Here is a 24686-nt window from a genome sequence, read left to right as displayed (position 1 = left end):
TCCCGCTCAATGAAATAGGGCGAAGCTCGATTGTGGTCACCGGTTCCAATTTGAAAGTTGCGAGCATTTTTCTAATGAGCACTATCCAGGACATACCCGTACGCTTCCGTATCGCCGAAACAGAGGGGTGGCTGGTGAACCATCGCATTAATTCGGCCTTGCCCGGCTATCTCATGGTAAGTTCGAAGGTCTTCACTTACGACCTAGCTGAGCTTACGAGCGGAACCTTGGCGGAACTCGGTCCGCTTCTTGCCAAAATTCAGGCCGCTTTGAAGTCAGTTTTAGGAGCTGAGAGGGTGTATATCGGTCGATATGGTCACACCCCGGGATATCCCATCCATTTTCACGTGATCCCGATATATCGCTGGGTCGAGGACTTATTTTGGAATGATGTCCGATATCGGGTCCTCGAAGCTTTTGCCCACGGGCCGGGAGAGACCGCGATAGATGGAGCGGAAATGACCCTATTCGTATGGCGGGAGTTCTGCGAACGACCGGACCCGCCTCCGATCAAGGGGCCGTCAGTTTCTGACGTCGTTGAGCTTTTGCGCAAAGAGATTTGATAGGGTACATGATCGCAATCGCGAACGACGATATAACGTCGGATTCGCACGTACACTACGCAAGATTTTCATGCGACGGGCAGGGGCTATGGGTAGGGGCACTCTTAGATTCTTCTTTGATTATGGTGCTGGCGGGTGCCTGTGGGCTGGCGACGCTAAAACCCGGGCAAAGTTGGATGTTGGGCCTGTCGATGCGATCATTTACGACGTTGAAGGTCGTGTGTCCCGCGAGCCAAAAATCGCTATATCTGAGGACGCGCGTCGACTCCGGGACTGGCTTGACGCGGCACATTCCCTTTACCTAAATCCCTACTATCAACCCGATCCAAGTCTTTGGACACAGGAAGCTTGCGACAATTTCAACGCCGGGGTGGATAGTCTTCTGGCGCTTTTGCAACGTGAGCTGGATAGTGATTACGAGATCTTGGACCAGCAAGTGCGCTACGCCGAGGACCCGGCTCTTGGCGAATATCTGGCGGCCAATTCAGAAATTTCTGCGATCGAGGATATCAGAGGACCCATGGTTCGCCATGGCCTACTACGTAGCTGCGAGCGGGATGGAGGCTAAGTCTTTGATCAAGTAGGCAAGGTGCGGTCATTACGTCGCAGACAAAACCTCCTAACGTAGCGGCCGAACCTCCATCACCCGAAACCTGTCGAATTCCATCCTGGACGCACTATGATTTTTACACCGAAAAGAGATTTTCTTGAATTTCACTCCTTGCCAATAGACGTCATCCTTGCGGTTATCGATCGAGCGGACAAGCTCGCGGCGCATTGGCACGGACGCACCATGCCGCAATCGCTGCTCGGGAAGCGCATTGGCATAATCGTCGATGACACAGGATGGCGAAATACTACTGCTTTCGATCTAGGCGTAAAGGCGATGGGTGGGGTATGTGTCCAAACTCCGATAAGCTTCAATGTCCGCGAAACCACGGTGGATATTGCAGGATATCTCGACAACTGGTTTGACCTTCTTATTATCCGAACGAAGGAGCTTGCGACGCTGCAAGAGGTCGCCTCGGTTGCAGACGCACCGGTCATCAATGCACGAACGAAGACCAATCATCCCTGCGAAACGCTCGGCGATCTTGCCTACGTCCAGAGTGTCAGAGGAACGTTGGACGGTCTCAAGGTTGTTGGAGTTGCTGCGGATGCCAACATCTTTCGATCGTGGGTCGAAGCATCGAAGATCATGCCTATTCACGTCACGCAGGTTTATCCAGAACGGTGGCACGTTACCGATCCGAACCTATTGAACCAGAATTTTCGGACCAGCACCGATATACGCGATCTCTTGAATGCCGACGTGATCGTCACCGATTCCTGGCCGAGTGACGGAACGGAGAGCGAGTTATTGCCCTTCCAGGTGTCAGCTTCTCTTTTAGATAGTGGACGAAAGGATGCTATCTTTCTGCCGTGCCCGCCTGTGGCGCGAGGTGAAGAAGTAACCTCTGACGCGATGATGCATCAAGCTTGTCAAAGCAGACAGGCGAAGTCGTTTTTGCTCCACGCTCAAAATGCATTGATGGAATGGGCACTGACCAAGCCGGTCAGCTGAGGCACAGGGGTGCAAATTTTCGATATCGGGCTGCAGCGATCGATCATCGAAAGGTGCACGACTTATTCCGCGATGATCCTCTCAACCTGCGCGATGGTTTCCGCAGATGACCGATGATGGATGCAATGTCCCCATCCAGCGGAGCGGGCTGCTTCGACATTTGCCAAGGTATCGTCAACGAAAACGATGTTTTCCCGGGGATAGCCTTCTCGTGTGGCGACCTCAAACTGGCGCGGCAATAGCAATTGATCGCTACTTGTGTGACGAACCCTCGGTCTTTCTGCCCGATTAAATCATGGGGCGATGTGCTCTGCAGCAATGGCCGGTCTCTAGCCTAGCCCAGCGGCCAAGAAAAGCCATGCGGATGCTAACACGGGTGCAGCAAAAAACTGCCAATCCGCGATATCTTTGAATCGAAGAATGGCGGCAAATACGAACGTGCAGAGACCAAACGCGCCTACGCCCAAATGCAAGTCGGCAGGCCACTCCATACAGGCGGGACAGCCGTCTTTTCCTAAGACATAGTATTGGTCTGTCAGATAGTCGCTGATCGTTCCATAGCACCACCATGCAAGAAAGATCACGAATGCCCATGCCAAAGCCTTGAGGCGATTGCCAAGAACAACGGCAATCCAAGCAAAGCCGCCGATCACGCCGAAAAAATAATGATCACCATTCCCGTCGGGTCGAAAAAACGACCCATCACCGCTATAAGCTTGTTCATAACCTTGGATAAGAAAATGCACACCGAGGATGATGAGGGCACCGGATAGGACTAGCCGGAGCAATTTCTCTGTTCCGCTATCAGGTGGTGCGAACCAAGCCATGGCGATGAAATCGCCTGCTAAACTTCTAAAATATTCTCTCATTCGTATCTCGCAAATGCAGTTGCTGCGGCAGCTTGACGAATCGACGTTAACAAAACAATCTTTGGGTCGGCGTGACCTTCGCCGAACCTCCCAGGACCTTCCCCAGCATGGTCTTCAACGGAGGCAAAGGGACTTTCGTCTCGGGTCGTTGTCTTGGTCCTATCGTTTGAGCGTTGTTGCTGGGGAGCTTTCGTTCGAACGGGAAGGTCTGACAATGACAAAGAACGGAAATTTCAAGCGTCGCGTTCGTGCCCGCTCGGCAAAAACCGGCGAGTCCTATGCTACGGCACTCATGCATGTTCGTGGTACCCATCCCAGCATCCCTGTTACCAAAACTCTGCGGCTGGCCGTGGCCCAAACCACGCTGTTCAACGATCCGCGCGATAGGCAAGCACTTCGAGCCAGCGGTCTGGAAATCCGACAGCTGATGCGGGAGGCGAGGGCAGGAGGTGCGCAGCTCGTCCATTTCTCCGAAGGTGCCACTTGTTCGCCCAACAAGCGTATCATGTCCGAACTCGGCCCAAGGGAAATCGGTCTTTCCGACTGGAGCCGCTTCGAATGGGGTGTTCTGCAGGAAGAATTGCAACAGACGGCTAAACTCGCGAAAAAGCTCAAGCTTTGGGTGGTGCTCGGTTCGGTGCATCAGCTGACTCCACCGCATCGACCTCATAACAGCCTGTATGTCATTTCCGATCGTGGGGAAATCGTCACCCGGTACGATGAGCGGTTGCTCTCGAATACCAAGATTTCCTTCATGTATTCGCCGGGAAAGCTGCCGATCACTTTTGATGCCGGTGGGTTTCGCTTCGGTTGCGCGATGGGAATGGAAACTCACTACCCCGAGATCTTCCTTGAATATGAACGCCTTGGTGTCGATTGCGTCCTGTTCTCGACGACAGGGGAGCTTCCGGACGCCGCTCCCGCTTTTGCTGCGGAGGCTTTGGGGCATGCTGCTAGCAACACGTATTGGGTGAGTTATGCAGCGCATGCGCCGCAAAGTGTCATCATGCCTTCCGGAATTGCCGCTCCGGATGGTCGTTGGGCGGCTTTATGCTCAACGGACGGACGTCCTGGCATTGCCTTTGCTGATATCCAGACTGACCCGGAGAATTTGGCTCGACCGTGGAGGCGAAAGGTTCGATCGGATCTCTACGTTCCCCATCAGGTGAACGATGATCCTCGAAGCGACGGTCGGAATGTTTTCTGAGGAGGCATCGATGGTCAGTGGGGCGACCTCGTTCCACTGACACGGTGTCCGGGCATGTTCCTGGGTCGCATGCTGGTAGCCTTTCAGCGTCAGGTCGTCGAACTATTCAAGGGTGCCCCATTGATAGCGATGGGCTCAACTTGCGGAGTCGGTCGACAAGTTCCTCATGAATTTCCGGGGCCGAAAACACGACATCCTCACCCAAAAGGTCAGCAGGGACATCGATCGGTACCGGCCCCAAGTTGCTTCGCTTAGCGCCTGCTTCGGTCGCCACTAAACCGGCTGCCGCAACGTCCCAGGGAAAAAGCGTTTCCGTGTGTGCGTCCAGCCGTCCCATCCCGACGTAAGAGATGTCTAAAACAGGAGAACCGCCACGTCGAATATCCTTACAACTTCGAAGCAACACGCTCACCCGTCTGACCAGATGATCAATGTCCGATTTCTCATGAGGGAAGCCCGTGCTGACAATCGACCTAAGCAAAGTATTCGGCGAGGCGACCTTGATCGAGCTACCGTTCAGTTTTGCTCCGCCGCCTTTCACCGCCAGGAATGTCTCTCCGAGTATTGGTGCGTGGACGCATCCCGCCTGTACGACCCCATCAAATGCGAATGCTATCGAGATGCCAAAATATCCATGTCCACGAACATAATTTGCAGTGCCATCGATTGGGTCGATGATCCAAAGGGGGCCGGAGTAATCGACCTCATTTTCGGATGGGCCTTCTTCGGACATAATCCGATGGCCAGGGAATGCGGTGCGTATCGCTGTCGATATGATGCGGTCGGCGGCGAGGTCGGCGGCACTAACAACATCCGTCGCACCCTTGTCTTTAACGTCTAGTTTGTACGCGTTCCACTGATCGGTGACGGCATGCCCTGCCTGTTGCGCGGCCTTTTCGGCAATCTCAACAATCTCAGTTGGGTCAAACATTCTGAGCTACCAACCACCATGAAAAAGTTTCCAACTCTCAACCATAGCAAAGCAGCCTCACGTTTGTATATGGTTGAAAACGTGTGAGTAATCCCGACACAAATCCCCGGCTCTTCCTCGAACAGCGCCTTTTGCTGAACATGAAGCAAATGCTGAACATGAAGCAAAAGCCGAGCCTTACGCCTCCAATGCAGCAATCATTTCTATCCGCGTCGAATGACGACCGCCTTCGAATTGGGTATTCAGGAATGTATCCACGATATCGAGTGCCAATCCTTCACCCACCACGCGCACGCCAATCGACAGCATGTTGGCATCGTTGTGTCGGCGGATCATGCGGGCTGAAAATGTGTCTGCACAGACACCACACCTGATGCCCCTTATTTTGTTTGCCGCCATCATAATGCCTTGTCCGGTACCGCATAAAATGATGCCAAGTCGGCAATCGCCAGAGGCGACGAGCCGTGCAGCCGCTTCGCCGTGCTTAGGGTAATGAGTGCTTTCTGGCGTCGTCGGTCCGATGTCGACCGCTGCCCAGCCAAGCGCCGTGATGTGGGCGGCAATGGTCTGCCGCAACTGAACTCCTGAGTGGTCGCTGGAGAGGACAATACGGTTGTTGGTTGTCATGGAGAAGGAGTCCTATTTTCCAAGGCAATTTGGAGGCACGACGCAATCGGATAAGATGGTAGTTGCTCCATCAATATGTCCGCGCGGCAGGTCGTTCGACATCGTTCATGGTGAATCCCTTCTTCCATGCTGGCAATCATGCTCATTGTTCGAGACGGGTTTCCTCGCAGAGCCGGATCTTGCCGTCTTCATGGCTCGATCTCGCAAATTCGAAATTCTGTGCCCGTATCGCGAACAATGTGGAGGTCACGGATCATCTCCGCTGCGTGAAGCAGACCGTAGTGCCATTCCTCCTGCGGCACCCTGGCTGCTCCCGCCGAAACGGTACGAATATAAATCAGCGCGTCTTTGCCCGGCACCGGGACGATCCCGAGTTCTTGGCGTAGTTGCCGGATTGTATCGACAGATCTATCCAGCAGATCGCTGACCTGATGGGCAGATAGTTTCTCGACCCCATTTGCGGCTCGCACGAGATCAGCAATAAAATCTGTTGTGACGGTCACGGAAATCCTAGAATCACGGCCAAGATGCTCGCCTCAACGTCGGTCTACCTTCTGCCCAAGTCAAGTTGGAGTCATCTTCCCTGGTCCGGCCATCAGTCGGTTACGAGGTGAGGAAAATGCGCCGAGACAGGAGCAAAAGCCCGGCGCATTGTTGTGCGCATCGCCTCCCGGGCTTGTCATCAGGAGGCGATGTGCCTTGCTATTGGTCGCCGCTCTCGTGCATCTCAGCAACGTCGATGCCATGGGTGTCGAACCACCATTCTGGGCTCTTGTCAGGATGTTTGTCCCGAAGTCGGCGATACTTGGAACGCAGTCGCTGCTGACGCTCGACCTCTTGCTCGAAATAGGGATGGTCCAGCGTTCCGCCGATCACATGGATACGACGGAGGAGCTTTCGCAGGATGTATCCTTGCTCCTTGTTTCCTGGTTGGTAGCCGCTTTCCACAATCCGCATGACGGTATCGCGCAACGTAGCCAAAGCGTCATCCGGAGGCGTCCTGTTCACGATCATATCAAGACGTTCGGCACCGAAGCCGACGTCAATGCAGGTCCCGAGCGGATTGACGATGTTTCCGATCTCGATGCCATCCTTGTAGAACTCGGTGCAGTAGCCGCTGACGTTGCCGTCGCTCCAGGTGCATTCGTCATCGGGAACGATGGGAATGCGACCGCGATAAAGCGGCGTCCAATGCTCCAGCCGGTCCGGATGGATCGTGACGTGATCGGGTACGAGGCCGAGTGTCCCGAGAAACTCGATCCAGAAGTCGATGGCGTCGCCGACGGTCATTTCTCGAAACGAGAAAAGCCCGAGCATCGTGAAGTGGAGGAAATGCGTGCCGTCTCCGATTTCGTCGAGATCGCCCATTCTCAGGCAGGCCTGAGAGTTCGCAACGGTTCCAATGTAGGATGGATCGGAGAAGAGGGGTTTGTACCGCTGCATGCCAGCGCCGCAGAAGAGCGTGGTGTTATCGGGCGGCCGTACGGATTCTATGCGTGTGAAGTCGATGCCTTTGGAAAGACAGAAGTCTCGATATTGCTGGATCAGGCGTCCCGCGATGTCATAGGCAACCTCCTTTGCTGTTCGTGTGCCTTCGGAAAATATAGTTGCATCGCATGCAAACGGCAATCATCGCTCTGTGCTGAAATCGTTCTTCGCGAGCCCATCATGACGGTTCGTCATGCCGGTTTATGAAGCTCACCTTGTACCGTTCCCAAAAGTGTTGCCTGTTGGTACGTCTGCATCGGGGGGCTCTCTGGGTCCGGATTCCGTCACCTTTGACTGATCAGTTTCGGGGATACCCAAGCCAGCTGCGTACGGAGGCCCTGAAGCTTTCCTTCACCTCGGCCATCCAATTTCGAACGATCTCGACGCGATCCATAATCCATTTTAGCCAAGCGTAGGTTAGCAGCTTCTCACGACCCGCGTGGAACAGGCGCTCAACCAGGAGAAAGCTCATCAGATACGCCAATGCGATTATGACCAGCCCTGAGATCACATGGCCCCGGGCGATCACGAGCAATGCATAGATCTTCAGGGGTTCGGCAATCGCCAGCGGCACAATGAAGAGAACGAGAATAACGCTTCGTGGCAACGAACCGACATACTCGCCAAAATGCTTTACGATGGAAAGCGAAGCAAACCAGTTCACAAGCGGCCGATAAACGGGCCGGGCGATTTCACTGATGATGACGAGCACGGCTATGATGAGCCGCAGGGGCAGTAAAAGGAACCGCCAGGCAGGTCGGCGTTGATGTTTCATGACCATCCCTGAATGCCTCAATTTACGGCGATTTACGGCTTCTTGCTGGCAAGGCTTCGGAAGCGGCTTTGGTAGTTCCGGACGGTGCGCAGCACTCCTTATCTAGTGTGCAGCGAATGAGCCTATAGGCCGGATCTCCTGGCTTGATGTAGTTGGCGTGTTTGCCCTGGTTTATTTCGACAATGCACTCGTTAATTTTTCTTCTCGTCGCAGCGTCAATTTCGGTTCTGCTCATATCCTCGACGCGTCTCGCGCATCCGCTGACAGTCAATCCAACGATCGCCATCGTCACAACAAAAAGTTCCAGTCTCATCTTGCCTCGCCATGATCGAATTGCAATTTTGAATAGCAAGATCTTGTTGGCGACGAAAGATCGCAAAAGTTCCTGAGCGGAACGAACCTTTTGCCGTTCGCAAATTGTCGGAGGCACGAAAAAGGCAGGCGAACACCTTATCTTCATCCTAAAGAGGAGATCGTATGAACAGCGTAGTGTTCCCAGACAATAAATGGGAGGAGGCGAGTCTAACTGGTTGGCCCGGAGAACTCCTGGCGCAAGCCGAGGCAGCATTCGCGGCCTTTGGCTCGATCGGGACGATCGTTGTTCATGAGGGGCGGATTATCCACGACAGCGGTGCGACAGATCAAAAAGTTCTCATCCGTTCCATCCGCAAAAGCTTTCTCAGCGCCCTGATCGGGATGGAGGTGCAACGGGGTAAAATTCGCCTTGATGCCACGATGGAGGATTTGGGCATCGACGACATTGACGGCCTGACCCAGACTGAGCGCCAAGCGACTGTTCGGCATCTCCTTCAGGCTCGATCAGGCATCTATCATCCCGCGCTGGCTGAATCGAAAGAGATGACTGCTGCAAAGCCGCCCCGAGGAAGCCAGGAGCCCGGCAGTTTCTGGCATTACAACAATTGGGATTTCAATGCTCTCGGGACAATTTATGAACAGGCGACCGGCCACACGGTGTTCGACGGCGTGATGACGGACATTGCGACCAGGATCGGAATGCGGGATTTCCATCCGTCCGATGGTGCTTACCTGCGAGGCGCTCAGTCACAGCATCCAGCCTATCATATGCATATGACGGCGAGAGACCTTGCGCGTTTTGGGTGGCTTTATCTCAACCGTGGACGTTGGAATGGTGCGCAGGTCCTACCTGAACAATGGGTGCATGACAGTGTGTCAGCGCATTCCTTCGACGGGTAGGCAGGCTATGGCTACATGTGGTGGACTACAGGCCACAATGGGGAAGCCCAGAATCAAGAGGCATCGAAATATCATGCGTATCTTCCGCCATTCCGATATTTCGCTCACGGCGCATTTGGTCAGATGATCGCCGTCATGCCCGCCGAGCGGGTGATCATTGCCAATGTCGCCCGGTCCATCGAGAGATCGCCCCAACAAAATGAAAAATTGTGGGAGGGCGTATCGTTGGTGATGGACGCTGTTTCTCATATGGGATGACCAATGGAGTTTCAAATTTGGCATGCTGCAGAACGAGATGTCCCAAGGATTGCAACTTTTGTAGTCCATACCCGGAGATCGAGCTTTACTGGGCTTCTTCCCTCCAGGTCTCTCGACGGTCTTTCTTATGTTTATGAGGAAACTAAGAATGCAAAGCGATCTGATCGTTGAGCTTCAAGCTGTAACTGAAGGTCTTTGGGCCAGAGCTGACCTCGGAGAATGTATCCAAATTCCCAGGGTGCGTCGGGACGATGGCTCTGCCCACGTCGAAGTCGTAGCTGGTCGCTACGATATTGTGATCACAGAAAGAGGAAGTGAGATTCAGCGGATAGCAGGACTCTCCCTTTCAGACGCCGCGAGACGGTTCTTAATCGGTATGGCCGAGGCACATGCTCAATCGATTGAACTGCGAAGCAGAAGCGCACCGAGCGATGTTGCGCCGCTTCCCTATGGTCTTAGGGACGATGGCTACTCTCGCTGGAACTGGATGGCACCAACAGTGGAAATAATGAGCCGCATCTCATCCAATCTCGGTGAGTGGACGCTTGAGAACTACCGGCGCGTATTACACCGTGCGCCGCTTGCAGATTTCGAAAAACGGAATGCCCGATATCCTTTGCCGTCAGACTGCTGAGACTGGGGAGCAGGGGCGGTAGTCGTTTGGCCACCTTCAACACAATTAAGGGGGCGTACGGCTCCTCCGTAGCTTCAGAGGCAAATGCAGACAGCCCTGAACATTTTATTTTTGCCAAAATCTGACGGGCCATCTCCCAAATCCTCGCCTGCAGGTCCGAAGTATCGTAAGCGATGTGCCAATCACACTTGACCACCAATACGGGGTTCGCTTTGAAGACCGGCCTTCAGACCCAAGGCGAGTTTGCGTCGATCGCGGTCAAGCCGGAAATTCACATGCTGTCGATAAAGGGGCGTTGAATGAGAGCCCATTCGTCTGGATATGGCTCGTGACCCTGCCGGTGCTCCGTCTGGTACTCGCCCCAGCCCTGAAGCTTCCAGTATTTCGTCATGACATCGAAATGGCTATGCCCAGTTATCTCGCCAGCCTTAACAGCCCCTTTATTAAGGAGCGCTCTGAAGCCGTTCCCCATTGGGCCAGCAAGACAAAGGCCGGGGAGCCGTTGGCCGTCTGGCTCGGGATCGAGCCAGATTTCGTGGACGAGTTCGTTTTTCATTGAAGTGTTTTACTTCACGAACCACCCTTCCGAAAGAGGCGGTCGGACGCAAAGGGGGAGCTACTACGTGTGAAAATTGCCTGCCGTGCACGGATAATTCCACGGTAAATGCTTATCGATGCGGGACTGCCTGTGGCCGTTAATGATGACGGTAAACGTGGCGGTCAAATAGGCGAGACATCCAATTGAGCAAAGGGGCACATGTACTGAAGGAATCCCGGGAGATATCGGTAAATTTCCCCCGCGAACATAGTAGTGCAATAGCTCTCTGCAATCAGCGTATTGAATTGTCTTGGAACAGCAAGGATGATCCGGGTCTGATTACCAATCTTATTGGTTTTGTTGAACCTGAGGTACATCGTCTGGTCGGCAACTGCTGGACTTTTGACTGCGATAGCGGTGCCTTGCTTCCCATCCATGCGTATACTGCCTTCCAGGGCGGCCATGGTGGAAATTCTGGTAAAGTTCAGTAGAAAAGCGATTTCTCGTACCGTTCGCCCGGTCTAAATGCGGGCGGCTGTCATCCAGCGCTTGTACGCCTCCGTCCCCATTTTATCAAAATCCGGAAATTCGCCTTCGCCAACCACTTGGAAGAAATCGAGGCAATGCCGCCATTGGGATGTTGAGGGATTTTCTTCGAGCCAACAGTAGTAGCCCAATTCGTTGAAATCCAAAGTTGGATCTGCATTTGCCCTTCGCAGAAGTTCTTGCCCCACTTTCTCGCCCCAAGCGAGGGCGAGGTCGCTTGTTTCGGCCTTAACGAAGAGACCTGTCGAAGACTCGCAATCCTCGACAAGTCCTTTTTGCCAAAGCGTCATTGATTCCGGTTCGTGATAGATGATGCCAATCAGAAATTTGGCCAACTGGCCCTCCATGTCGCCTTTGCGAGTTATCGTCTGTTTCCGCAAGAGACCAAGCGTCTTCATGTTCTCATCTCCTACGTCGCCCTCGCATGGATCAGTTAGATCGCGTGCCTTGCGCGTAGATTTATTTCATGGGGAAGCCCCGCCAGATCCAGACGACGCCGTCGTACCAATCTATCGCAGCCTTCGCCTGACCATTAATTATGTGGTTGTCACGCCAGGGGCGAAGGAGGGCACCGGGAATAGCAGGGAGGAGCGCAAGCGGTACGATCACGAAGACATCGGGATAAAAATACAGCCCCAAAGACGGCAAACCTACAAGTGCTAAGCGATAAGCCGCAAGGTGGCGTTGTATGATGTTCAGCAGCTGAATCATGGAAAGCAACAGTTTTTGGGTTTGCTAGTGGCGTATTCCCGCCGTTGACCAAAAGTGGCCGAGGGGTTGGGGCTAACTCGTTCCGAAGGTGACGGTCCAATATGCGGTGAAATCGGGGTCGCGGACGGCATTGCCAGCGTGATCGGCATAGGTACCGGGCTCCGCCCGTTCGAAGACTTCAAGCATGGGAGGAAGGTTGATTTCCTCCCGAACGTCGTCGCCTTCGAGTTTGATTGTTATTCCCCAGCGTTGATCGACGGATTTGACGTAACCGTGCAATTGCTCCTCTTTTGTTACGGTCCCGTCGGGGTCGCGATGGGTAATCCCAAGGAGAACCAAGGTACCGAGGATTTCATCGGCGAAGGCTTGATCCCAGTCGGGATCAATCTCACTCTTGTCGAGCCAGTCGGTACGTTCCATCGAATCATCCACGCCTTCTAAAATTGGACGTGGGTGCCCAGCACCCACCGAGCTGCCGACCACAAGCCTTACCTTTGCGATTGACATAGCTGATAGCATAGCCATCAAATTCGAATATGCGCTTATCGACAATCAATGAAAATATGGCCGAGCTTTTTCGACAGGCGTTGGACACGAATGATGCCCAACGGATACCCCAGCACCATAACGGCTTCATATGACCAAAAGCGGCGTGAAGCGCTCACCTTGGCTGCCGTCGGCCCCGATCGAAGTCTTCTCGAACGGAAAGCCGAACGGAATTTCCCCCGTTCGGCCTTGGTATTCAGAGCGCCAGGCTAACGACCCTCGAAAAATCGAGGTTGTCGGGCAGTATCCAGCTCTGGTTTAGGGGAGGCCTGCTGAAGGGCCGTCCCGTGAGAGAGGTATCTGCGCCCACGGGAGTTAGAGTGAAATCCGCACTCCAAACCGTGCCTGTTCCTTTCAGGAAGAACCCGAAGAACAGCTTCACCCCGTCGGGCGGCACGTCGATCACAATCCTCCGGCGCGTCCAGTCGTTATCACCAAACAGCCAGCCGTTACCCGTATGATCTTTCAGATTGTCAAAAGCCAATGCGTTCCCGGATGAACCATCGACACGCACCCATATAGTCGCCCCGTTGGACACTCTTTCCGTGGCCAGATCGGCCGCAACTTCAATACGCTGCCCATGATATGGATGGGCGGCAACCGTTTGCGCAAGCGTCCCAAAAACACGTTTAACTTCAGGATAGCGTGTCGGTTTGGTGCCGCTGTAGCGTATGACAGCCGCCCGACGCTCGGAATTGCGGGCGTTCTCGTCCAGGCCGAAATCGAATTCGGTTGGATGCTCACCGATGAAATCCCAGCATTGCAGGGCCTGCATTCGCCTGGCACCCGAGCGCTCATCATTCTTGATACGGGCGGACAGGGTATTCCAGTCATTGAGACCGAACTGCCTTGCAACAATGTTCAGAGCTTCTCCATGAGAGACGGCAACATTTCTTTCACGCAGCGTTTCTTCGAGCACTTTCGCCATGTGCTTGGCGTCTTTGTAGCTATTCATGGATGTTATTCCCGTGATGGATCGGACCACGAAGCCAGTGCTCACGTTTCTGACGGACCGATCTCTCGCGAGAAATTGATGGTCAATCTGGTGCTTTCACCATGCCCCTGAAGGCGTGAGCGGACCGGTAGCACCAACCGAGTTGATGCTGAACGGTTCGGCGAGTCACGTCAAGTGAGCTAGTTTCCATCTATTGGAGAGATTTTCGGCGACGAGCGGTTTACTGTGCCAATAGCATCTTAGCCGCCAGTTCGAGCTGAGTGCCGACATCGTTCCGCAATTCGTCGCGGGTTAGAGGAAAAAGTACGTCAGGCGTCACGCCCACGCCTTCGAACTGGCGACCATCGGGAAAGTATTCGCGCTTGGTCGATACCCCGAACGACATGCCGAATTCCGGAAACCTCATGAAGTAGGGCTGCCCCGTCGATCCAAAGCTGGGTTCACCGAGCACGAGCCCACGATCACCATCCTTGAAGCGCAACGCGAAATCCTCGCAAGCAGAAGCGCTGCCACCATTGATGAGCAGCGCCATCTTTCCCTGCCAGGCGTCTGGGAAGGGTAGCGTTACATCAGGGCCGCTTTGCATCATGGTTGTCGGCAGCGCGGGGATATTGCCGTTGAAGGAGTTCGAAGCGTCGGACTTCGCGATCGTCATGGGAGTGGACACCAATGTGCCCCGATAGGGCTTCGTCATAATGGCAGACAGCAACCCGCCTGGCGAACTGCCTCCATTGTTGTCGCGAAGATCGAGGAGAATGAAACGTGCACTTTCCACACCCCGAATGGCAGCAATAGCGGCCTCCTCATATTTCGGGTCATCAGAGCTAGGAATACGGATCACCACCAGTCCGTCTGGGCGGTGGATCGTTTCGACTTCACTTGCGAGAGGAGGGCCCCGCTCTGGACCCGTCGGTGGTTCTCTCAAGTCGATTGGCACTTGCCTACCGTCATCCGTGCCGATCGTAAAACGCAGCGGTAACAGATAGGGGCGGAGCCATGTCATCCAATCCAGCGCCGCCAGGCTGGATTGACCAATGTGTTCACGCACGGCCTCAAGCCAGTCGTCGACCGGTTTGCCGTCAACGACCGTCACCACGTCACCGGGATGAAGCTCAGCCATCCTTGATCGGACCGCCGTCCACTGATTTTCGATCCGTCTTATCCTGAACGGCATCGGTCCTGTCTGCTGCGTCAATTCTTCGTCCCAAAAGGAAGTATGGCCATTTCGCAGGCTCGCGAAGAAACGCATTGTAGCGAGCGAAAAGGCTTTCCTGTCCGGTGCTTCCAACGCCTCTCGCAGATAGGCACGGTAACGCGCCTCGAAGTCATACCCGGCGGGCAATCCTTCCGCATGCGCAAAGTAGCGCTTGATCGCATGGTAGGCGGTTGCGCCGATATAGGCACGGTCTGTGAGATCCGGGTCACGAAACGAGGTCATACGAGCATTCTGTTAGCGATTGCGACGGCATTGTCATGCGGCTTGGGCGTGATCCTATCGCATCCACAGAGACTAGCCCGCCCGATCAACTTTCCGGTAACGTCATTTGGATAGTAGAAAACGAGAATATTGTTTTGCGGGGTCCTATGCCAGGCTGGTTACAGAGGTTTTTTCGTGGCTCCTCGAAGGCGAAGGCGGTTAAGCCATTGGGGGATGCGACGATCAACCTGGCTGCACACCCTGAAGTCAATCTCCAGCCCAAGCTCGTCATTGACGATCCGATATCGGTTCCCGTCTGGTTTGATTTTCCGGCAGATCACGGCAAGCCCGCAACGTATGACGGAGTTTTCTGGGAGATCGAACCTTGGGGGGAATATCTCTATTATCTTGCGGGCGCGTTTCAGAAAAATCACAAGGGACTTTTGCGTTTCGGCACCGCTCCATTGGAAATTCGCGCGGAGCGGAATTTTGAGACGGGTGTCATACGTACTGGTTTACAGGATGCGGATTACATGCACGCCCAAGCCCGCAGCGGCAACCGTTGGGAAGGGATGACTGTGGGTGAGGCCTGCGACCTCTTGCTACCGGAGGCGCATACATCCGGTAGTGACACTTGGATCGGAGCATTCAAAAGCGGCTCTTCAAATATCCTGGAAGGGCGCTCGCGCTTATCGCTCGGTCTCCACTCCCAAACGGGCGAACCCCATATCGGGCTCATCTTTGAGCGCTACTACCCAGGTGCGGCAGATGAACAAGAGCCATTTATCTTTGAGGTCAAAACCCAATGTCGGTTGCCGGACGTCTTGGTCGATGACGTTATCAAACTACATGAACAAGTAGCCGCCAAGTATCGCGACGTGCCTCCCACCCGGTTGAGTGGTGCAATAAAAATGTGATCTGGTCACCAGCTGGCCGAGCGTCAATGACAATGGGTCAGATGTATGAAGCGGCAGCTTACCCGAAAGCTGCAGTATGAGGCTCGACCATGATCGCCTCGATCCCAGAAGCCTCATCATCGAAGAATGAGCGCCGTGCTTTCCCCAGACGGTAGTCATCCCATTTGTGCTCGTAGCAAAACCATTGGGCTTCACCGTACCCTACGTCGTATCCGAGCCCACCCCATTTCACACATCCCGGAAACTCGCAGAAATGATCTGCGACCATCATCTCGTCTGTGGAGCGTGCGATCTTTGCGGTATCGTCAGCCATGGAAAAATCCTCGAAAGATGAGCGCGATCGACTCCAGGAACCAAATAGCGATTCTGGAGCCACGGCAGGAGGGTAGGGATTCCTTGGTTAACGGATGGTTTTCTCGTTCCCACTTGCTCCATCGTAAGCACCGATATGCCTGAGAACGCCACGTGCTTCGCTGATACGTCGCTGGAATGCGTCTGATTTTGCGATGGCACCATCTTTCCCCCGCTGGTCAAAAACATCTTCTCCCAGGAACGCGACAAGCTCCCGAAAGACTTCGGCATCATGGGGCGTGAGCGAATAGCGGGGCACCTGCACGGCACTTATCTCCGTCCCGCCGACAAAGCGGCGGTATTCTTCCTCATTTTTCCATAAACCGAGGCAAGCAGCCTCGTCTGTTCTATAAATGTTCTCATTTTGGCAGGGTGTCAAGCGGAGGTGATATCGGTTGATCGGGCCTCTTTGAAAGTGTCGTCGTACGGGTCACGCGTCGAAGTGCTTAATCCGAGGGCGGCCAACGTGTGATCAGGCGGCAAGGATCCGTAGAGCGTTGCGACGTGACAATTTAATCGTCTTATCCGCTATCTGCAGATGTCCTGCTTCTCAAAATGGTTGTAGGAAGGTGGGCGAAGCGATATCAGTGAGTCTGCCGTTTCTGGAGCTTTTCATGGCGACGCGCTTGAGCTTTCCTACAGCCCTTTCCCTGATCACCGCAGCCGTTTTTCTGTTCGGGATTGCCATTGCATCTGCAACCGAAAGCAAAGAGACGCCGGAAGAGCGATCCATGAACTTCGTGTTGGTCAGCAACGGTAATTGTCAAGAAAGCTGTGTCCAATGGATATCTGCCGAAGGCAAGATAACAGCTGAGACGCCAAAACGATTTAAAAAGCTTCTGAAGGATCTTGGGGGCAGAAAACTTCCCGTGGTGCTTCAATCTCGTGGTGGAGACGTAGCAGCGGCGCTCTCGGTTGGTCGCATGATCCGGACTGCCGAACTAGATACTGCGGTAGGCAGAACACAGTTGAATGGCTGTCCAATGCTCGATCCCCGCTGCACGGAAAAGATCATCAAGGATGGATGGTCTGAAGGCGAAGTTCACGTCGGAGGGGCATACTGCTTCTCAGCTTGCCCATTCGTCTTGGCAGGAGGCAGGGCACGGGCTGCGGCTGCTAACGCGTATGTTGGCGTTCATCAGCTTACAAACGGCCCAAGTCACCAAGAGACGGGAAGACGAAGGCTCGATGTGATATCGACGAAAATCGATCCAGAGCTGAATCGGAAGCTTGCCATCTACCTCGATGAAATGGGCGTCAGCAGTAATGACGTATTCGCCATGATGGGATTAGCGACTCCAAACGGTATCTACTATATCCAGAGCGCCGAGGCGCTCAAATCCCACGTCATTACGAGGGCCTTCTCGTCCACTGATGAACCGGGCGATGTTATCCGAGGAACCGGTATCAAAACATCTGCCGCGCCCAACGAGTTCTGAATGCCGCATGCTGCCTTCTACATCCGTTGAAAAGATGCTGTCCATGCTTCAACCCTCAGGATCGTGTCAGGCCACGGATGGGCCTTTGATCTTGGCAGGTACTGACAGGGCTCTCACAGAATGCTCGGAATGAAGGGTTGGATAATGACGGGTGTGACTGTTCTGTGTGGGGTGACCGCTCTGTTTGTGTTGGTTGCGGTCCACGCCCTCCAGGAAATCCAATTCAGAAAGCCGCTAACTGCCGTAGAAATCGACTCGCTTGCGGCGATTACCGCAGCGGGGATGGATTGCAACTGGCGCTATGATGAGACCGGCGAAGGCGAGTGGCTGAGGGAAAGATCGGTCGCTGAACGAAGAGCAGACGGAACATTCCAAGCAAGGTTTATGACGGCGATGGGAAAATATCAGGGGTTGGACCCAGACCAGCAATGTGCGCTCCTGGACAAGTTTCCTGACCTGGTTCGACGCTGGCATGATTAGATTTTGCGTCGATCGGAGCCGCCAATCATAAATAGGGCTGCGAGCCATCGGACCGGCATATAAGCCCGGATGAACGAGCCGGATTTCCGCTAGCATTAATTCTATAGATTCCAGAAATTCGGGATGGGGTTTAAGTGGTTGATTTTGTGCGGCTATCGGAAGGCCGTATTCGACCAATCCACTAAGATTTTCCACCAATCCCCTAACTTTTCCGCAGAATCGGCTCGAATTTCGCAATGCAAACTTTTCGGAGATGCCGAATTATAGGAGCAATTCCTATTCCATTGTGCGGATACACCGCTCAATGGAATAGGCACCGATCGAATTGCTACTGTTCGTACATAGCTTGCTCAATCACTGCTCCTTCATTCGAATTGGCAGGGCAACCACGAAGATATCCATTTTCCGGTTGGCTCGAACAATCAGATGTCCGCTTTTAGCGACAGCATTTAGCCCAAGTTCCACGGCTAGGCGATCACTGTAGCCGTCCGAAATTTCTAAATCCCCTATCAGGTGAATTATTCGGTGGCCTCGAATTGAGCACAGCTTGGTCCTGGGTGGTCGCAGCAGCATGGATAAATGCCACGATAAATTGTTCGGACGGACCGAATTAAATATGGAAATAAAGAGCTACATTTCGGTGCTGCCGAATAGCCCGTGGTTCCTCGGAGTTCAAAATAAAGGCGATCGCAACCTGACGGGACAAAGAGTTCCCAGCGTGTCCTTAACCCAAAACTTAACCGTTGCCGCAAGATATGGTTGCATTGCGGTGCGCCGGAGTTCTAGTGTCTCCTCACCCTGGGGAGCTTGGCATGTCGGGTTTGTCTCGTATTCTTGTCGTCATCGTCGCGAGCGCCAGCATCGCGTCAAATTGCTTTGCTGACAGCCCGAATTCCTCCGGCACGGGCTTTGCCGTTACAAACGATGGATGGCTGCTGACGAATGCTCACGTCGTCCAAGGTTGCACGCGGATTGAGGTGAAGGGAAAAGGCGATGCGGCGGATCCCCGGATCGACGCCAACAACGATCTTGCTCTGATCAAGATCGCCGCGCCTGAACCATTGAAGCCACTCGTCTTTCGGCATGCACCAACACGCTTGGGGGAAGACTTGGTCGCCATCGGGTATCCCCTAGCCAGCCTGTTGGCAGACTCCGTGAAGGTAACGACCGGAAACGTGAATGCGCTGGCTGGGCTGAAAAACGATACGAGGTATATCCAGATATCTACCCCAATCCAGCCGGGCAACTCTGGTGGACCGGTAGTGGACCGCGACGGCTTCCTGATGGGGATCACGAGCACAACTCTGTCAAAAGAGACTGCCGACCAAATCGGCATCACAGCGCAGAACGTCAATTTTGCAATTCGCGCCTCGGTCGCGGATTTGTTCATGCAGTCACAAAGTATCGCGGGCCAGTCCGGTGACCGAGCCGCAGATCAACAGCCGATCTCGACGGCCGATCTTGCTGAGAAGCTAACCCCATCAGTCTTTCAGATCCTTTGTTACGGGAAGCCCGAGGTACAGGCTGCCGCAAAGCCACCCGAGGCGTCGACAAGCCTACCGGCTCAGCCCACAACTACCGCCCTGATCGACGCTCGTGGCTATGATGCGATTGGATTCGACTATCGGATGGTGAAGGACGTCACCTATGCCGATTGCCACCAGATTTGCGAAGGTGAGGGGCGTTGTGCGGCGATAACTTATAACACAAAGCACGGCGTCTGCTTCCTAAAGGACAACGTGGTTGCCTTGATCAGAAATAGCGACGCCATCGCGTCCTATTCATCCACAAAGGCAGCCAGCGTCATAGTGTCCGATTTTACCAGCTATTCCGGCATGGACACGCCAGGCGGCGACTATAAGCGATTGCAGAACACGAATTATCTTGCATGCTTCACCGCCTGCATCGGTGACAATGTTTGCAAAGCGTTCTCGTACGTCCCGAAGAAGTCAGAATGCTGGCTCAAGGATTACCTGGGACGCCCGCGTATCACCAAGGGTGTCGAACTCGGGGTGAAGTAGCCTGGAGTGTGTAGCCGAGTAACAGAGATTTTGATTGGCATGGTGTCGACGCGTGAAATGGCTATGGAAATTACTCATATTCTTTGGCCTGCTCTTCACGGCGCTCGCGGGTCTTGCGATGTGGCAGAGAATTGCTTCCACTGAAGATGAATTCAGCTATCGAGTCCAGGTAACTTTTGACGAGAATGGGGCACGAGTCATGGGTTCCAATGTCGTGCACGTCGCTATCCGCCGGAATATCCCCTGTATTGGAATGTGCGGATACACCTTTGCTGTTCAAGGTCAGGCAATCCCCATCAAGTTTTCTAACGGGAAATATTTGTTCGCTCTTTTGGGTGTTGCTGACCACTCATTCAGAGCCCGGAGCATGCCGTTTCAAGCGTTTAAGGCGTTACCGCCATACAGGAAGGTCAGCGAGCTTCCCCATCATCCAATCAACGTACCGTCGGAATATGTCCCCACAGTGATTTACTTCGCCGATATGGCGGATCCCAACAGTGCGGTCATCGCTAACCAGGGTAATCTTCAGACCCTGGTCGGAGAAAACGTTCGTCTCACGAGCGTTTCAGTGAACCTGACGGACGAGCCTGTTTCAACGGGGATTGATCAATTGCTTCCCTGGGTCGAGAAGCAACAAGTCGCACTGACGTCGAACCAAAACATCTCAACATCGCATTCCCTCTACCCGGAAACGAACAGCGAAGCGAAGTCGTTGCAGTCCGACTATGTGCGATTTCTTAAAAAGGATGATTGGTAGACGGGCGCAGGTCAGGATTGGGTAAATTGCCCTTTGGTGCGCAAAGATTGGCTGGCGGCACGCACTTCGTTAAGGTCGCTAGGAATTCGTAGGTACTTTCGAAATGGTGTGATCGAGGGGGCTGCTGATCTGCCAACGGGCGACGGTCAAGCATCGCGTTTTGTTGGCGTCCAATTCGTCCCATTGGTTGTCAATCGCGTAAAGCAGTGTCTGAACATCGTCGAGCACTATGACATGGGGCTACCGGCGTATGTTTTTTTATCATTGTGCAGCGTGTCCAAGACCGTCTATCGCTACGCACGACCGGGAGGCGTGTTCCAGGAAACGGAACCACTAGGGCGAGAAATAACCGTTTTGCCGGTAATTTATGTCGACGGCTTTGATATTGACGCCACGAAAGCAATGCGCCCGGCGTTCAACGTGCTTTGGAATGCCTTTGGTCAGTATCATTGCGATGTATACGACGCGGATGGCAATATTCCTCAATCCTGAACAGCTCCCGGTCGCCAGAGAATTATTGGTCGAATCTCTGCAGCGGCGAAAGGCGATCCAGGCGCTTCCTCAAGTCCGGCAAGCCAACAATCAATCGTGTTTTCCGTCGGCCTCGCGAATATCCCCGAACCAAGGCAATAGGTCGGTTATGTCCAATGGATAGGCACGTCCTTCTCCTTCGGCGGCCGTTGACCTCCGTACCTCGCGTAACGGCCACCCTTTGAACTCCTCTTTGGCAGCATTCCCTAAAGTAGCGAGAAATTGATCCTCATCCGATACAAACATGATGTCTGCCACTTCTTGCATCGAGCAGAAAATTACAGGTCGCATGTCAGCGTCCGTTACTTCGGGATCTTGTTCGACACGGTTCTTTGCAAGCGCGATTGCGGCGGCTTGAAGTTCTGCGGATGTTTGCAACCAGGCATCCATCGTAAGCAAGACTCCATGAGCATTGTCGGCGACGGGAATTGCAGAAAATATCCCACGTCGGACGTCAGAGAAAAATTTCCAAAGCTGCGTGATCCCCTTGACCACCTGGGAGTAGGCCCTTTCAGCTCCTTCCATCGGGTTTTCTGCGAATTGAGCTTCGTGCGTCAGTTTCGTCGCTTTGCACTCAATGACGCCAACAATTTGTTCGCCATCCCTTATGAGAATATCAGGGGTATCGACGGCGGTCTTCTTCGGCCCGTAGCGCTGACTCGGCAGCACGTCAAAGCGTGGAAAAAAAACCTTGATTACAAGTCGCGCATACTCCTCAAAACGATTGTTCGCTTCCGTAATGAGGTTTCCGGGGCCGCCTGCAATGTCATAGTAGAGGCCTGCGGTCATTCGATTCATGATCAGCTGCGGAAGCGGCGCGATATAAGCCTCGTGCTCTGGCGCAGTAATAATGGGAAAACGTCGCAGCGGGCTGGGCAAGTACGCAGTTTGCGCCACCCGGCTCTCTCGGGCTTTAGCTACCAGAGCCCGGGCATCTGCGCGAGTTTCCGCTAGCGAGCGAGAAAACAACGGAAGCGCTCGTTCGAGATTTGAGGCGTCCAACCCCAAGCCGTCAATTCCAATTGCCTTTGTCCAAGGATGCTTCTGCAACTGAACGAAAAAAACAAAGCCGATTTTTAGAAACTCTTGGATCGTCAATCCGTAAGTGGCTTCAAAATAATCTGCGCAAGCACCCTGCCCGTAGACATACGCAAATCGATAGAGTCGCTCGCCAGTAGCGAAGCCCCTTTGCCAGCCAAATTGACGATGCCCTATGCGGTGCATTTCCAAAAGGACGTTGTCTGAGTTCAGAAACGCGCCGCTCTCATGTGTCTCTGCATCTCGAAGCAAATTTATGGCATTTGTCAAAAGGCCAAATTGCCCGTAACTTTGAGTTCCGTATAGCTCTCGCTTGAATGAAGCCTTCACCGTAGTGAATAACAAGGTGAGGACTGTTTCGATCTCCCATTTAAATACGGCATATGGGCTATCGAGATCATTCGTGGCAGCATCTCTCGGATAACGAAGATACCGTCGCACGTCTGTTCCGAAATCAGATTGCAACATGTTTACTGCCCATGAGAGCTGTAAAAACCCTGTGTCGTCACACTTGCTCAGCATGTTGCGGAGGTGCGTTATCTTCGTGTTGAACTTTCTTCGATGCAAATCACGCGAAGCCCGACCCATTGCCCATTTCTCAAATATTTCTAACGTCATCCGACCCAGGAACCAGGCGGCCCATCTTTTCACGGCAACCGGAGATAACCCTTATCGATCCACGCAGCCACAATTGCAAAATTCAAAGATCGTGAAGTTGGATAGATCGAACTTTACAAAAAGCGCGAAGCTCCTTGTATTCCGGACCGTCCAATAACGATGCAGCTTGAATAAGACGCTTCAGGCCGACCGAGTTCCTGATCGCCATCATTTCACCTTCCAGCCAACTAGCGAGAAAAGATCTCCCCTTCCGGGCAACCATATTGTGGTTCGTTGCGTGGGCTGCAAATTCCAAGACATCGAGAAAATGCCGTGCGTAAAAGTCATAGGCGGCGTCAGTGAGATTTTCATCCTGAAGCTTCTCATAGAGGATGCTTGAAGCCTCCTGTGTTGCCCGCCGAATTGCCTCAATCGTCGAAAAATCCCGAGCTCGCACAGTCTCAAGAATTGTCCAAGCTGCGGTGCCGAGCGCAATCAAGAGCCCCGCACTCGTCGCCATCGCCGACACCCATTCGGGTGTAAATTTCACATCAATCATTCTTAATCGGCGGGGTTGTGGGCTTTGTGTTCGAGGAAGACGGCTGTGCTGGGTGGCTAGGCGCTCGATCTAAAATTGTAGCTTTGGGTGAGAATGATTTCTGGACCATATCGCGATCGAGGTTTTGCGATTTGTTAGACCAGCCATCATGGGTCAATTTTGGGTCTGATTTATCTGTCACGGTTGTTTCCCCTAGTAGATTTCCAGTAATGTACTCATCCGTATAGATTCTTTCTACCAGGCTACTGGCGTTTGCTGTCGATTTTTCTTTTGAGCCACAATTTGATCGTGAGGGATCGCATGAAGGTGTCGGAATCGATGGTTAAGGCGGCGGCGGAGATTCTGTCACAGCAGGGTTGCTCAGATGCGAAGTCAATTAAGTTGGCTATCGCTGCCGCGTTGTCAGCAAGAAAACTGACAAAAGCCAAACCAATAAAAAGCTGGACAGCTCTACAAGAGGTCGCGCAACGTGGTTACGACGACGCGCTGGAATGCCTCGCGATAATGGAACTCTATCAGCTCGGCGACCAGCCGGACACCTTTGCAAAGGCAAATTCCACGGAGGCAGCTTGGTCTTTTAAACGAATTTCGACAGCCCTTATTTCCCGCCTCCAACTACTGATCGTCCGCGCATATGGAAACGTGGATAGGAATGACGACAGACATTTGCGGGCGGCCGTCGAATTTTTGGAAGCCAAGCAGCCTTGGGACAATAATCTAACATTAGACCAACGACGGCTGCAGCAAGCCATGGACGTTTTCGCAATCGCCTTGAAGGATAGCAGGCTTGAACGGCTAAAAACGATGCGTGACAAACACGTCGCCCACGCCGCCCAATACACCTATGGGCCACATAGCCCCACGTATACCGATCTCTTTGAATTCACTCGGGTGACCGTTGAGATCTGGGAGCATTTGGCTTTTGGCGCGGGCATCGCATCAATTCCGCTTGCCGACAATATGAAGGATGCGTTGGCAAGCGTCAGAGCTTACTGGGAGTTGATGACGAGCCGCATCACGTTGCCGCACAATCGAGCATCTTTTATAAGTCCTGGCGCGTAAAAGCGCCTTTTTCCGTAAGCGTCCGGCGAATAGATTTTATGCCTGCTTACGGTTTTGAGCCTCGATTCGAGCCTGTTCTTTAGCCATGAT

At 53.4% G+C, this 24686-nt stretch carries 32 protein-coding genes; 15 read left to right on the top strand and 17 right to left on the bottom strand.

Going from position 1 to position 24686, the window contains the following annotated elements; translation table 11 throughout:
• Positions 1-74 precede the first annotated feature (74 nt).
• The 3 genes from Q4Q11_RS18555 (at position 75) to Q4Q11_RS18545 (ending at position 2127) form a co-directional block, all read left to right on the top strand.
• Positions 75-563 carry an HIT family protein gene (locus tag Q4Q11_RS18555; protein ID WP_498570434.1) on the top strand — a complete coding sequence of 163 codons (489 nt, stop codon included), beginning with the start codon at positions 75-77 and terminating at the stop codon, positions 561-563.
• An 88-nt stretch (positions 564-651) separates the two neighbouring features.
• Entirely contained in the window at positions 652-1131 is a 480-nt protein-coding gene (locus Q4Q11_RS18550) for a hypothetical protein (RefSeq protein ID WP_498570429.1), read from the top strand.
• A 111-nt stretch (positions 1132-1242) separates the two neighbouring features.
• Positions 1243-2127: an ornithine carbamoyltransferase gene (locus Q4Q11_RS18545; protein WP_498570428.1), complete on the top strand. Its 885-nt coding sequence runs from the start codon at positions 1243-1245 to the stop codon at positions 2125-2127.
• A gap of 329 nt (positions 2128-2456) precedes the next feature.
• Here the strand turns inward: Q4Q11_RS18545 and Q4Q11_RS18540 are convergent, their stop codons facing one another.
• Entirely contained in the window at positions 2457-2996 is a 540-nt protein-coding gene (locus Q4Q11_RS18540) for a hypothetical protein (protein WP_498570427.1), read from the bottom strand.
• A gap of 214 nt (positions 2997-3210) precedes the next feature.
• Here Q4Q11_RS18540 and Q4Q11_RS18535 point away from each other — a divergent pair, with 214 nt between their 5' ends.
• Entirely contained in the window at positions 3211-4203 is a 993-nt protein-coding gene (locus Q4Q11_RS18535; protein WP_498570426.1) for a carbon-nitrogen hydrolase family protein, read from the top strand.
• A 106-nt stretch (positions 4204-4309) separates the two neighbouring features.
• Here the strand turns inward: Q4Q11_RS18535 and Q4Q11_RS18530 are convergent, their stop codons facing one another.
• From Q4Q11_RS18530 to Q4Q11_RS18505, 6 genes are all read right to left on the bottom strand, one after another.
• On the bottom strand, positions 4310-5134 hold the full coding sequence (locus tag Q4Q11_RS18530) for an inositol monophosphatase family protein (RefSeq protein WP_498570425.1): 825 nt from the start codon (positions 5132-5134) through the stop codon (positions 4310-4312).
• A gap of 177 nt (positions 5135-5311) precedes the next feature.
• Entirely contained in the window at positions 5312-5761 is a 450-nt protein-coding gene (gene rpiB / locus Q4Q11_RS18525) for a ribose 5-phosphate isomerase B (protein ID WP_498570424.1), read from the bottom strand.
• Positions 5762-5949: 188 nt separating this feature from the next.
• The gene (locus Q4Q11_RS18520) at positions 5950-6264 is read right to left on the bottom strand and encodes a hypothetical protein (protein WP_498570423.1); all 315 of its coding nucleotides are present in this window, start codon (positions 6262-6264) and stop codon (positions 5950-5952) included.
• 199 nt (positions 6265-6463) lie between these two features.
• Positions 6464-7390 (bottom strand): alanine--tRNA ligase-related protein, encoded by a 927-nt coding sequence (locus Q4Q11_RS18515; protein ID WP_498570422.1) that lies wholly within the window; start codon positions 7388-7390, stop codon positions 6464-6466.
• A 157-nt stretch (positions 7391-7547) separates the two neighbouring features.
• The gene (locus Q4Q11_RS18510; protein ID WP_498570421.1) at positions 7548-8024 is read right to left on the bottom strand and encodes a hypothetical protein; all 477 of its coding nucleotides are present in this window, start codon (positions 8022-8024) and stop codon (positions 7548-7550) included.
• A 22-nt stretch (positions 8025-8046) separates the two neighbouring features.
• Positions 8047-8337 (bottom strand): hypothetical protein, encoded by a 291-nt coding sequence (locus Q4Q11_RS18505; RefSeq protein ID WP_498570420.1) that lies wholly within the window; start codon positions 8335-8337, stop codon positions 8047-8049.
• A gap of 164 nt (positions 8338-8501) precedes the next feature.
• Here Q4Q11_RS18505 and Q4Q11_RS18500 point away from each other — a divergent pair, with 164 nt between their 5' ends.
• From Q4Q11_RS18500 to Q4Q11_RS18485, 4 genes are all read left to right on the top strand, one after another.
• Complete coding sequence (locus Q4Q11_RS18500) at positions 8502-9239, top strand: serine hydrolase domain-containing protein (RefSeq protein WP_498570419.1); 738 nt, start codon at positions 8502-8504, stop codon at positions 9237-9239.
• Positions 9240-9254: 15 nt separating this feature from the next.
• The gene (locus Q4Q11_RS18495; RefSeq protein ID WP_498570418.1) at positions 9255-9497 is read left to right on the top strand and encodes a hypothetical protein; all 243 of its coding nucleotides are present in this window, start codon (positions 9255-9257) and stop codon (positions 9495-9497) included.
• 148 nt (positions 9498-9645) lie between these two features.
• Positions 9646-10131 carry a hypothetical protein gene (locus Q4Q11_RS18490; protein WP_498570417.1) on the top strand — a complete coding sequence of 162 codons (486 nt, stop codon included), beginning with the start codon at positions 9646-9648 and terminating at the stop codon, positions 10129-10131.
• A 328-nt stretch (positions 10132-10459) separates the two neighbouring features.
• On the top strand, positions 10460-10690 hold the full coding sequence (locus tag Q4Q11_RS18485; protein WP_498570416.1) for a hypothetical protein: 231 nt from the start codon (positions 10460-10462) through the stop codon (positions 10688-10690).
• Between the two features lie 161 nt (positions 10691-10851).
• Here Q4Q11_RS18485 and Q4Q11_RS18480 read toward each other — a convergent pair whose 3' ends face one another.
• The 6 genes from Q4Q11_RS18480 to Q4Q11_RS18455 form a co-directional block, all read right to left on the bottom strand.
• Positions 10852-11133 (bottom strand): hypothetical protein, encoded by a 282-nt coding sequence (locus tag Q4Q11_RS18480; protein ID WP_498570415.1) that lies wholly within the window; start codon positions 11131-11133, stop codon positions 10852-10854.
• A 57-nt stretch (positions 11134-11190) separates the two neighbouring features.
• Positions 11191-11613, bottom strand: a complete 423-nt coding sequence (locus Q4Q11_RS18475; RefSeq protein WP_498570414.1) for a hypothetical protein — start codon at positions 11611-11613, stop codon at positions 11191-11193.
• A gap of 61 nt (positions 11614-11674) precedes the next feature.
• Positions 11675-11926: a hypothetical protein gene (locus Q4Q11_RS18470; protein ID WP_498570413.1), complete on the bottom strand. Its 252-nt coding sequence runs from the start codon at positions 11924-11926 to the stop codon at positions 11675-11677.
• 72 nt (positions 11927-11998) lie between these two features.
• Entirely contained in the window at positions 11999-12346 is a 348-nt protein-coding gene (locus tag Q4Q11_RS18465; protein ID WP_498570412.1) for a hypothetical protein, read from the bottom strand.
• A 322-nt stretch (positions 12347-12668) separates the two neighbouring features.
• On the bottom strand, positions 12669-13427 hold the full coding sequence (locus tag Q4Q11_RS18460; RefSeq protein ID WP_498570411.1) for a glyoxalase superfamily protein: 759 nt from the start codon (positions 13425-13427) through the stop codon (positions 12669-12671).
• Between the two features lie 220 nt (positions 13428-13647).
• A complete protein-coding gene (locus Q4Q11_RS18455; RefSeq protein WP_498570410.1) occupies positions 13648-14865 on the bottom strand; it encodes a S41 family peptidase in 1218 nt (405 codons plus the stop codon).
• A gap of 206 nt (positions 14866-15071) precedes the next feature.
• Here Q4Q11_RS18455 and Q4Q11_RS18450 point away from each other — a divergent pair, with 206 nt between their 5' ends.
• Entirely contained in the window at positions 15072-15761 is a 690-nt protein-coding gene (locus tag Q4Q11_RS18450) for a hypothetical protein (RefSeq protein WP_498570409.1), read from the top strand.
• Between the two features lie 58 nt (positions 15762-15819).
• Here the strand turns inward: Q4Q11_RS18450 and Q4Q11_RS18445 are convergent, their stop codons facing one another.
• Both Q4Q11_RS18445 and Q4Q11_RS18440 read right to left on the bottom strand, forming a co-directional pair.
• Positions 15820-16074, bottom strand: a complete 255-nt coding sequence (locus Q4Q11_RS18445) for a hypothetical protein (RefSeq protein ID WP_498570408.1) — start codon at positions 16072-16074, stop codon at positions 15820-15822.
• Positions 16075-16161: 87 nt separating this feature from the next.
• Positions 16162-16491 (bottom strand): hypothetical protein, encoded by a 330-nt coding sequence (locus tag Q4Q11_RS18440; protein ID WP_498570407.1) that lies wholly within the window; start codon positions 16489-16491, stop codon positions 16162-16164.
• Between the two features lie 235 nt (positions 16492-16726).
• On the opposite strand from Q4Q11_RS18440, the gene Q4Q11_RS18435 reads away from it, so the two are divergent.
• The 5 genes from Q4Q11_RS18435 (at position 16727) to Q4Q11_RS18415 (ending at position 21301) form a co-directional block, all read left to right on the top strand.
• Entirely contained in the window at positions 16727-17551 is an 825-nt protein-coding gene (locus Q4Q11_RS18435; protein ID WP_498570406.1) for a COG3904 family protein, read from the top strand.
• A 144-nt stretch (positions 17552-17695) separates the two neighbouring features.
• On the top strand, positions 17696-18031 hold the full coding sequence (locus Q4Q11_RS18430; protein ID WP_498570405.1) for a hypothetical protein: 336 nt from the start codon (positions 17696-17698) through the stop codon (positions 18029-18031).
• Positions 18032-18843: 812 nt separating this feature from the next.
• Positions 18844-20052, top strand: a complete 1209-nt coding sequence (locus Q4Q11_RS18425; RefSeq protein WP_498570404.1) for a trypsin-like peptidase domain-containing protein — start codon at positions 18844-18846, stop codon at positions 20050-20052.
• A gap of 52 nt (positions 20053-20104) precedes the next feature.
• The gene (locus Q4Q11_RS18420) at positions 20105-20809 is read left to right on the top strand and encodes a hypothetical protein (protein ID WP_498570403.1); all 705 of its coding nucleotides are present in this window, start codon (positions 20105-20107) and stop codon (positions 20807-20809) included.
• A gap of 108 nt (positions 20810-20917) precedes the next feature.
• Entirely contained in the window at positions 20918-21301 is a 384-nt protein-coding gene (locus Q4Q11_RS18415) for a hypothetical protein (RefSeq protein WP_498570402.1), read from the top strand.
• A 90-nt stretch (positions 21302-21391) separates the two neighbouring features.
• On the opposite strand, the gene Q4Q11_RS18410 is transcribed toward Q4Q11_RS18415, so the two are convergent.
• Together Q4Q11_RS18410 and Q4Q11_RS18405 are read right to left on the bottom strand one after the other, a co-directional pair.
• Complete coding sequence (locus Q4Q11_RS18410; protein WP_498570401.1) at positions 21392-22846, bottom strand: hypothetical protein; 1455 nt, start codon at positions 22844-22846, stop codon at positions 21392-21394.
• A 232-nt stretch (positions 22847-23078) separates the two neighbouring features.
• On the bottom strand, positions 23079-23534 hold the full coding sequence (locus tag Q4Q11_RS18405; RefSeq protein ID WP_498570400.1) for a hypothetical protein: 456 nt from the start codon (positions 23532-23534) through the stop codon (positions 23079-23081).
• Positions 23535-23834: 300 nt separating this feature from the next.
• Between Q4Q11_RS18405 and Q4Q11_RS18400 the strand changes: the two genes are divergently transcribed.
• Entirely contained in the window at positions 23835-24596 is a 762-nt protein-coding gene (locus tag Q4Q11_RS18400; RefSeq protein ID WP_498570399.1) for an AbiU2 domain-containing protein, read from the top strand.
• The last annotated feature ends 90 nt before the right edge of the window (positions 24597-24686 follow it).

Source organism: Rhizobium sp. UFLA01-1127 (assembly GCF_059803845.1).
The sequence above is the reverse complement of the archived record's forward strand: the minus strand, read 5'-3'. Positions and strand labels throughout refer to the sequence as shown.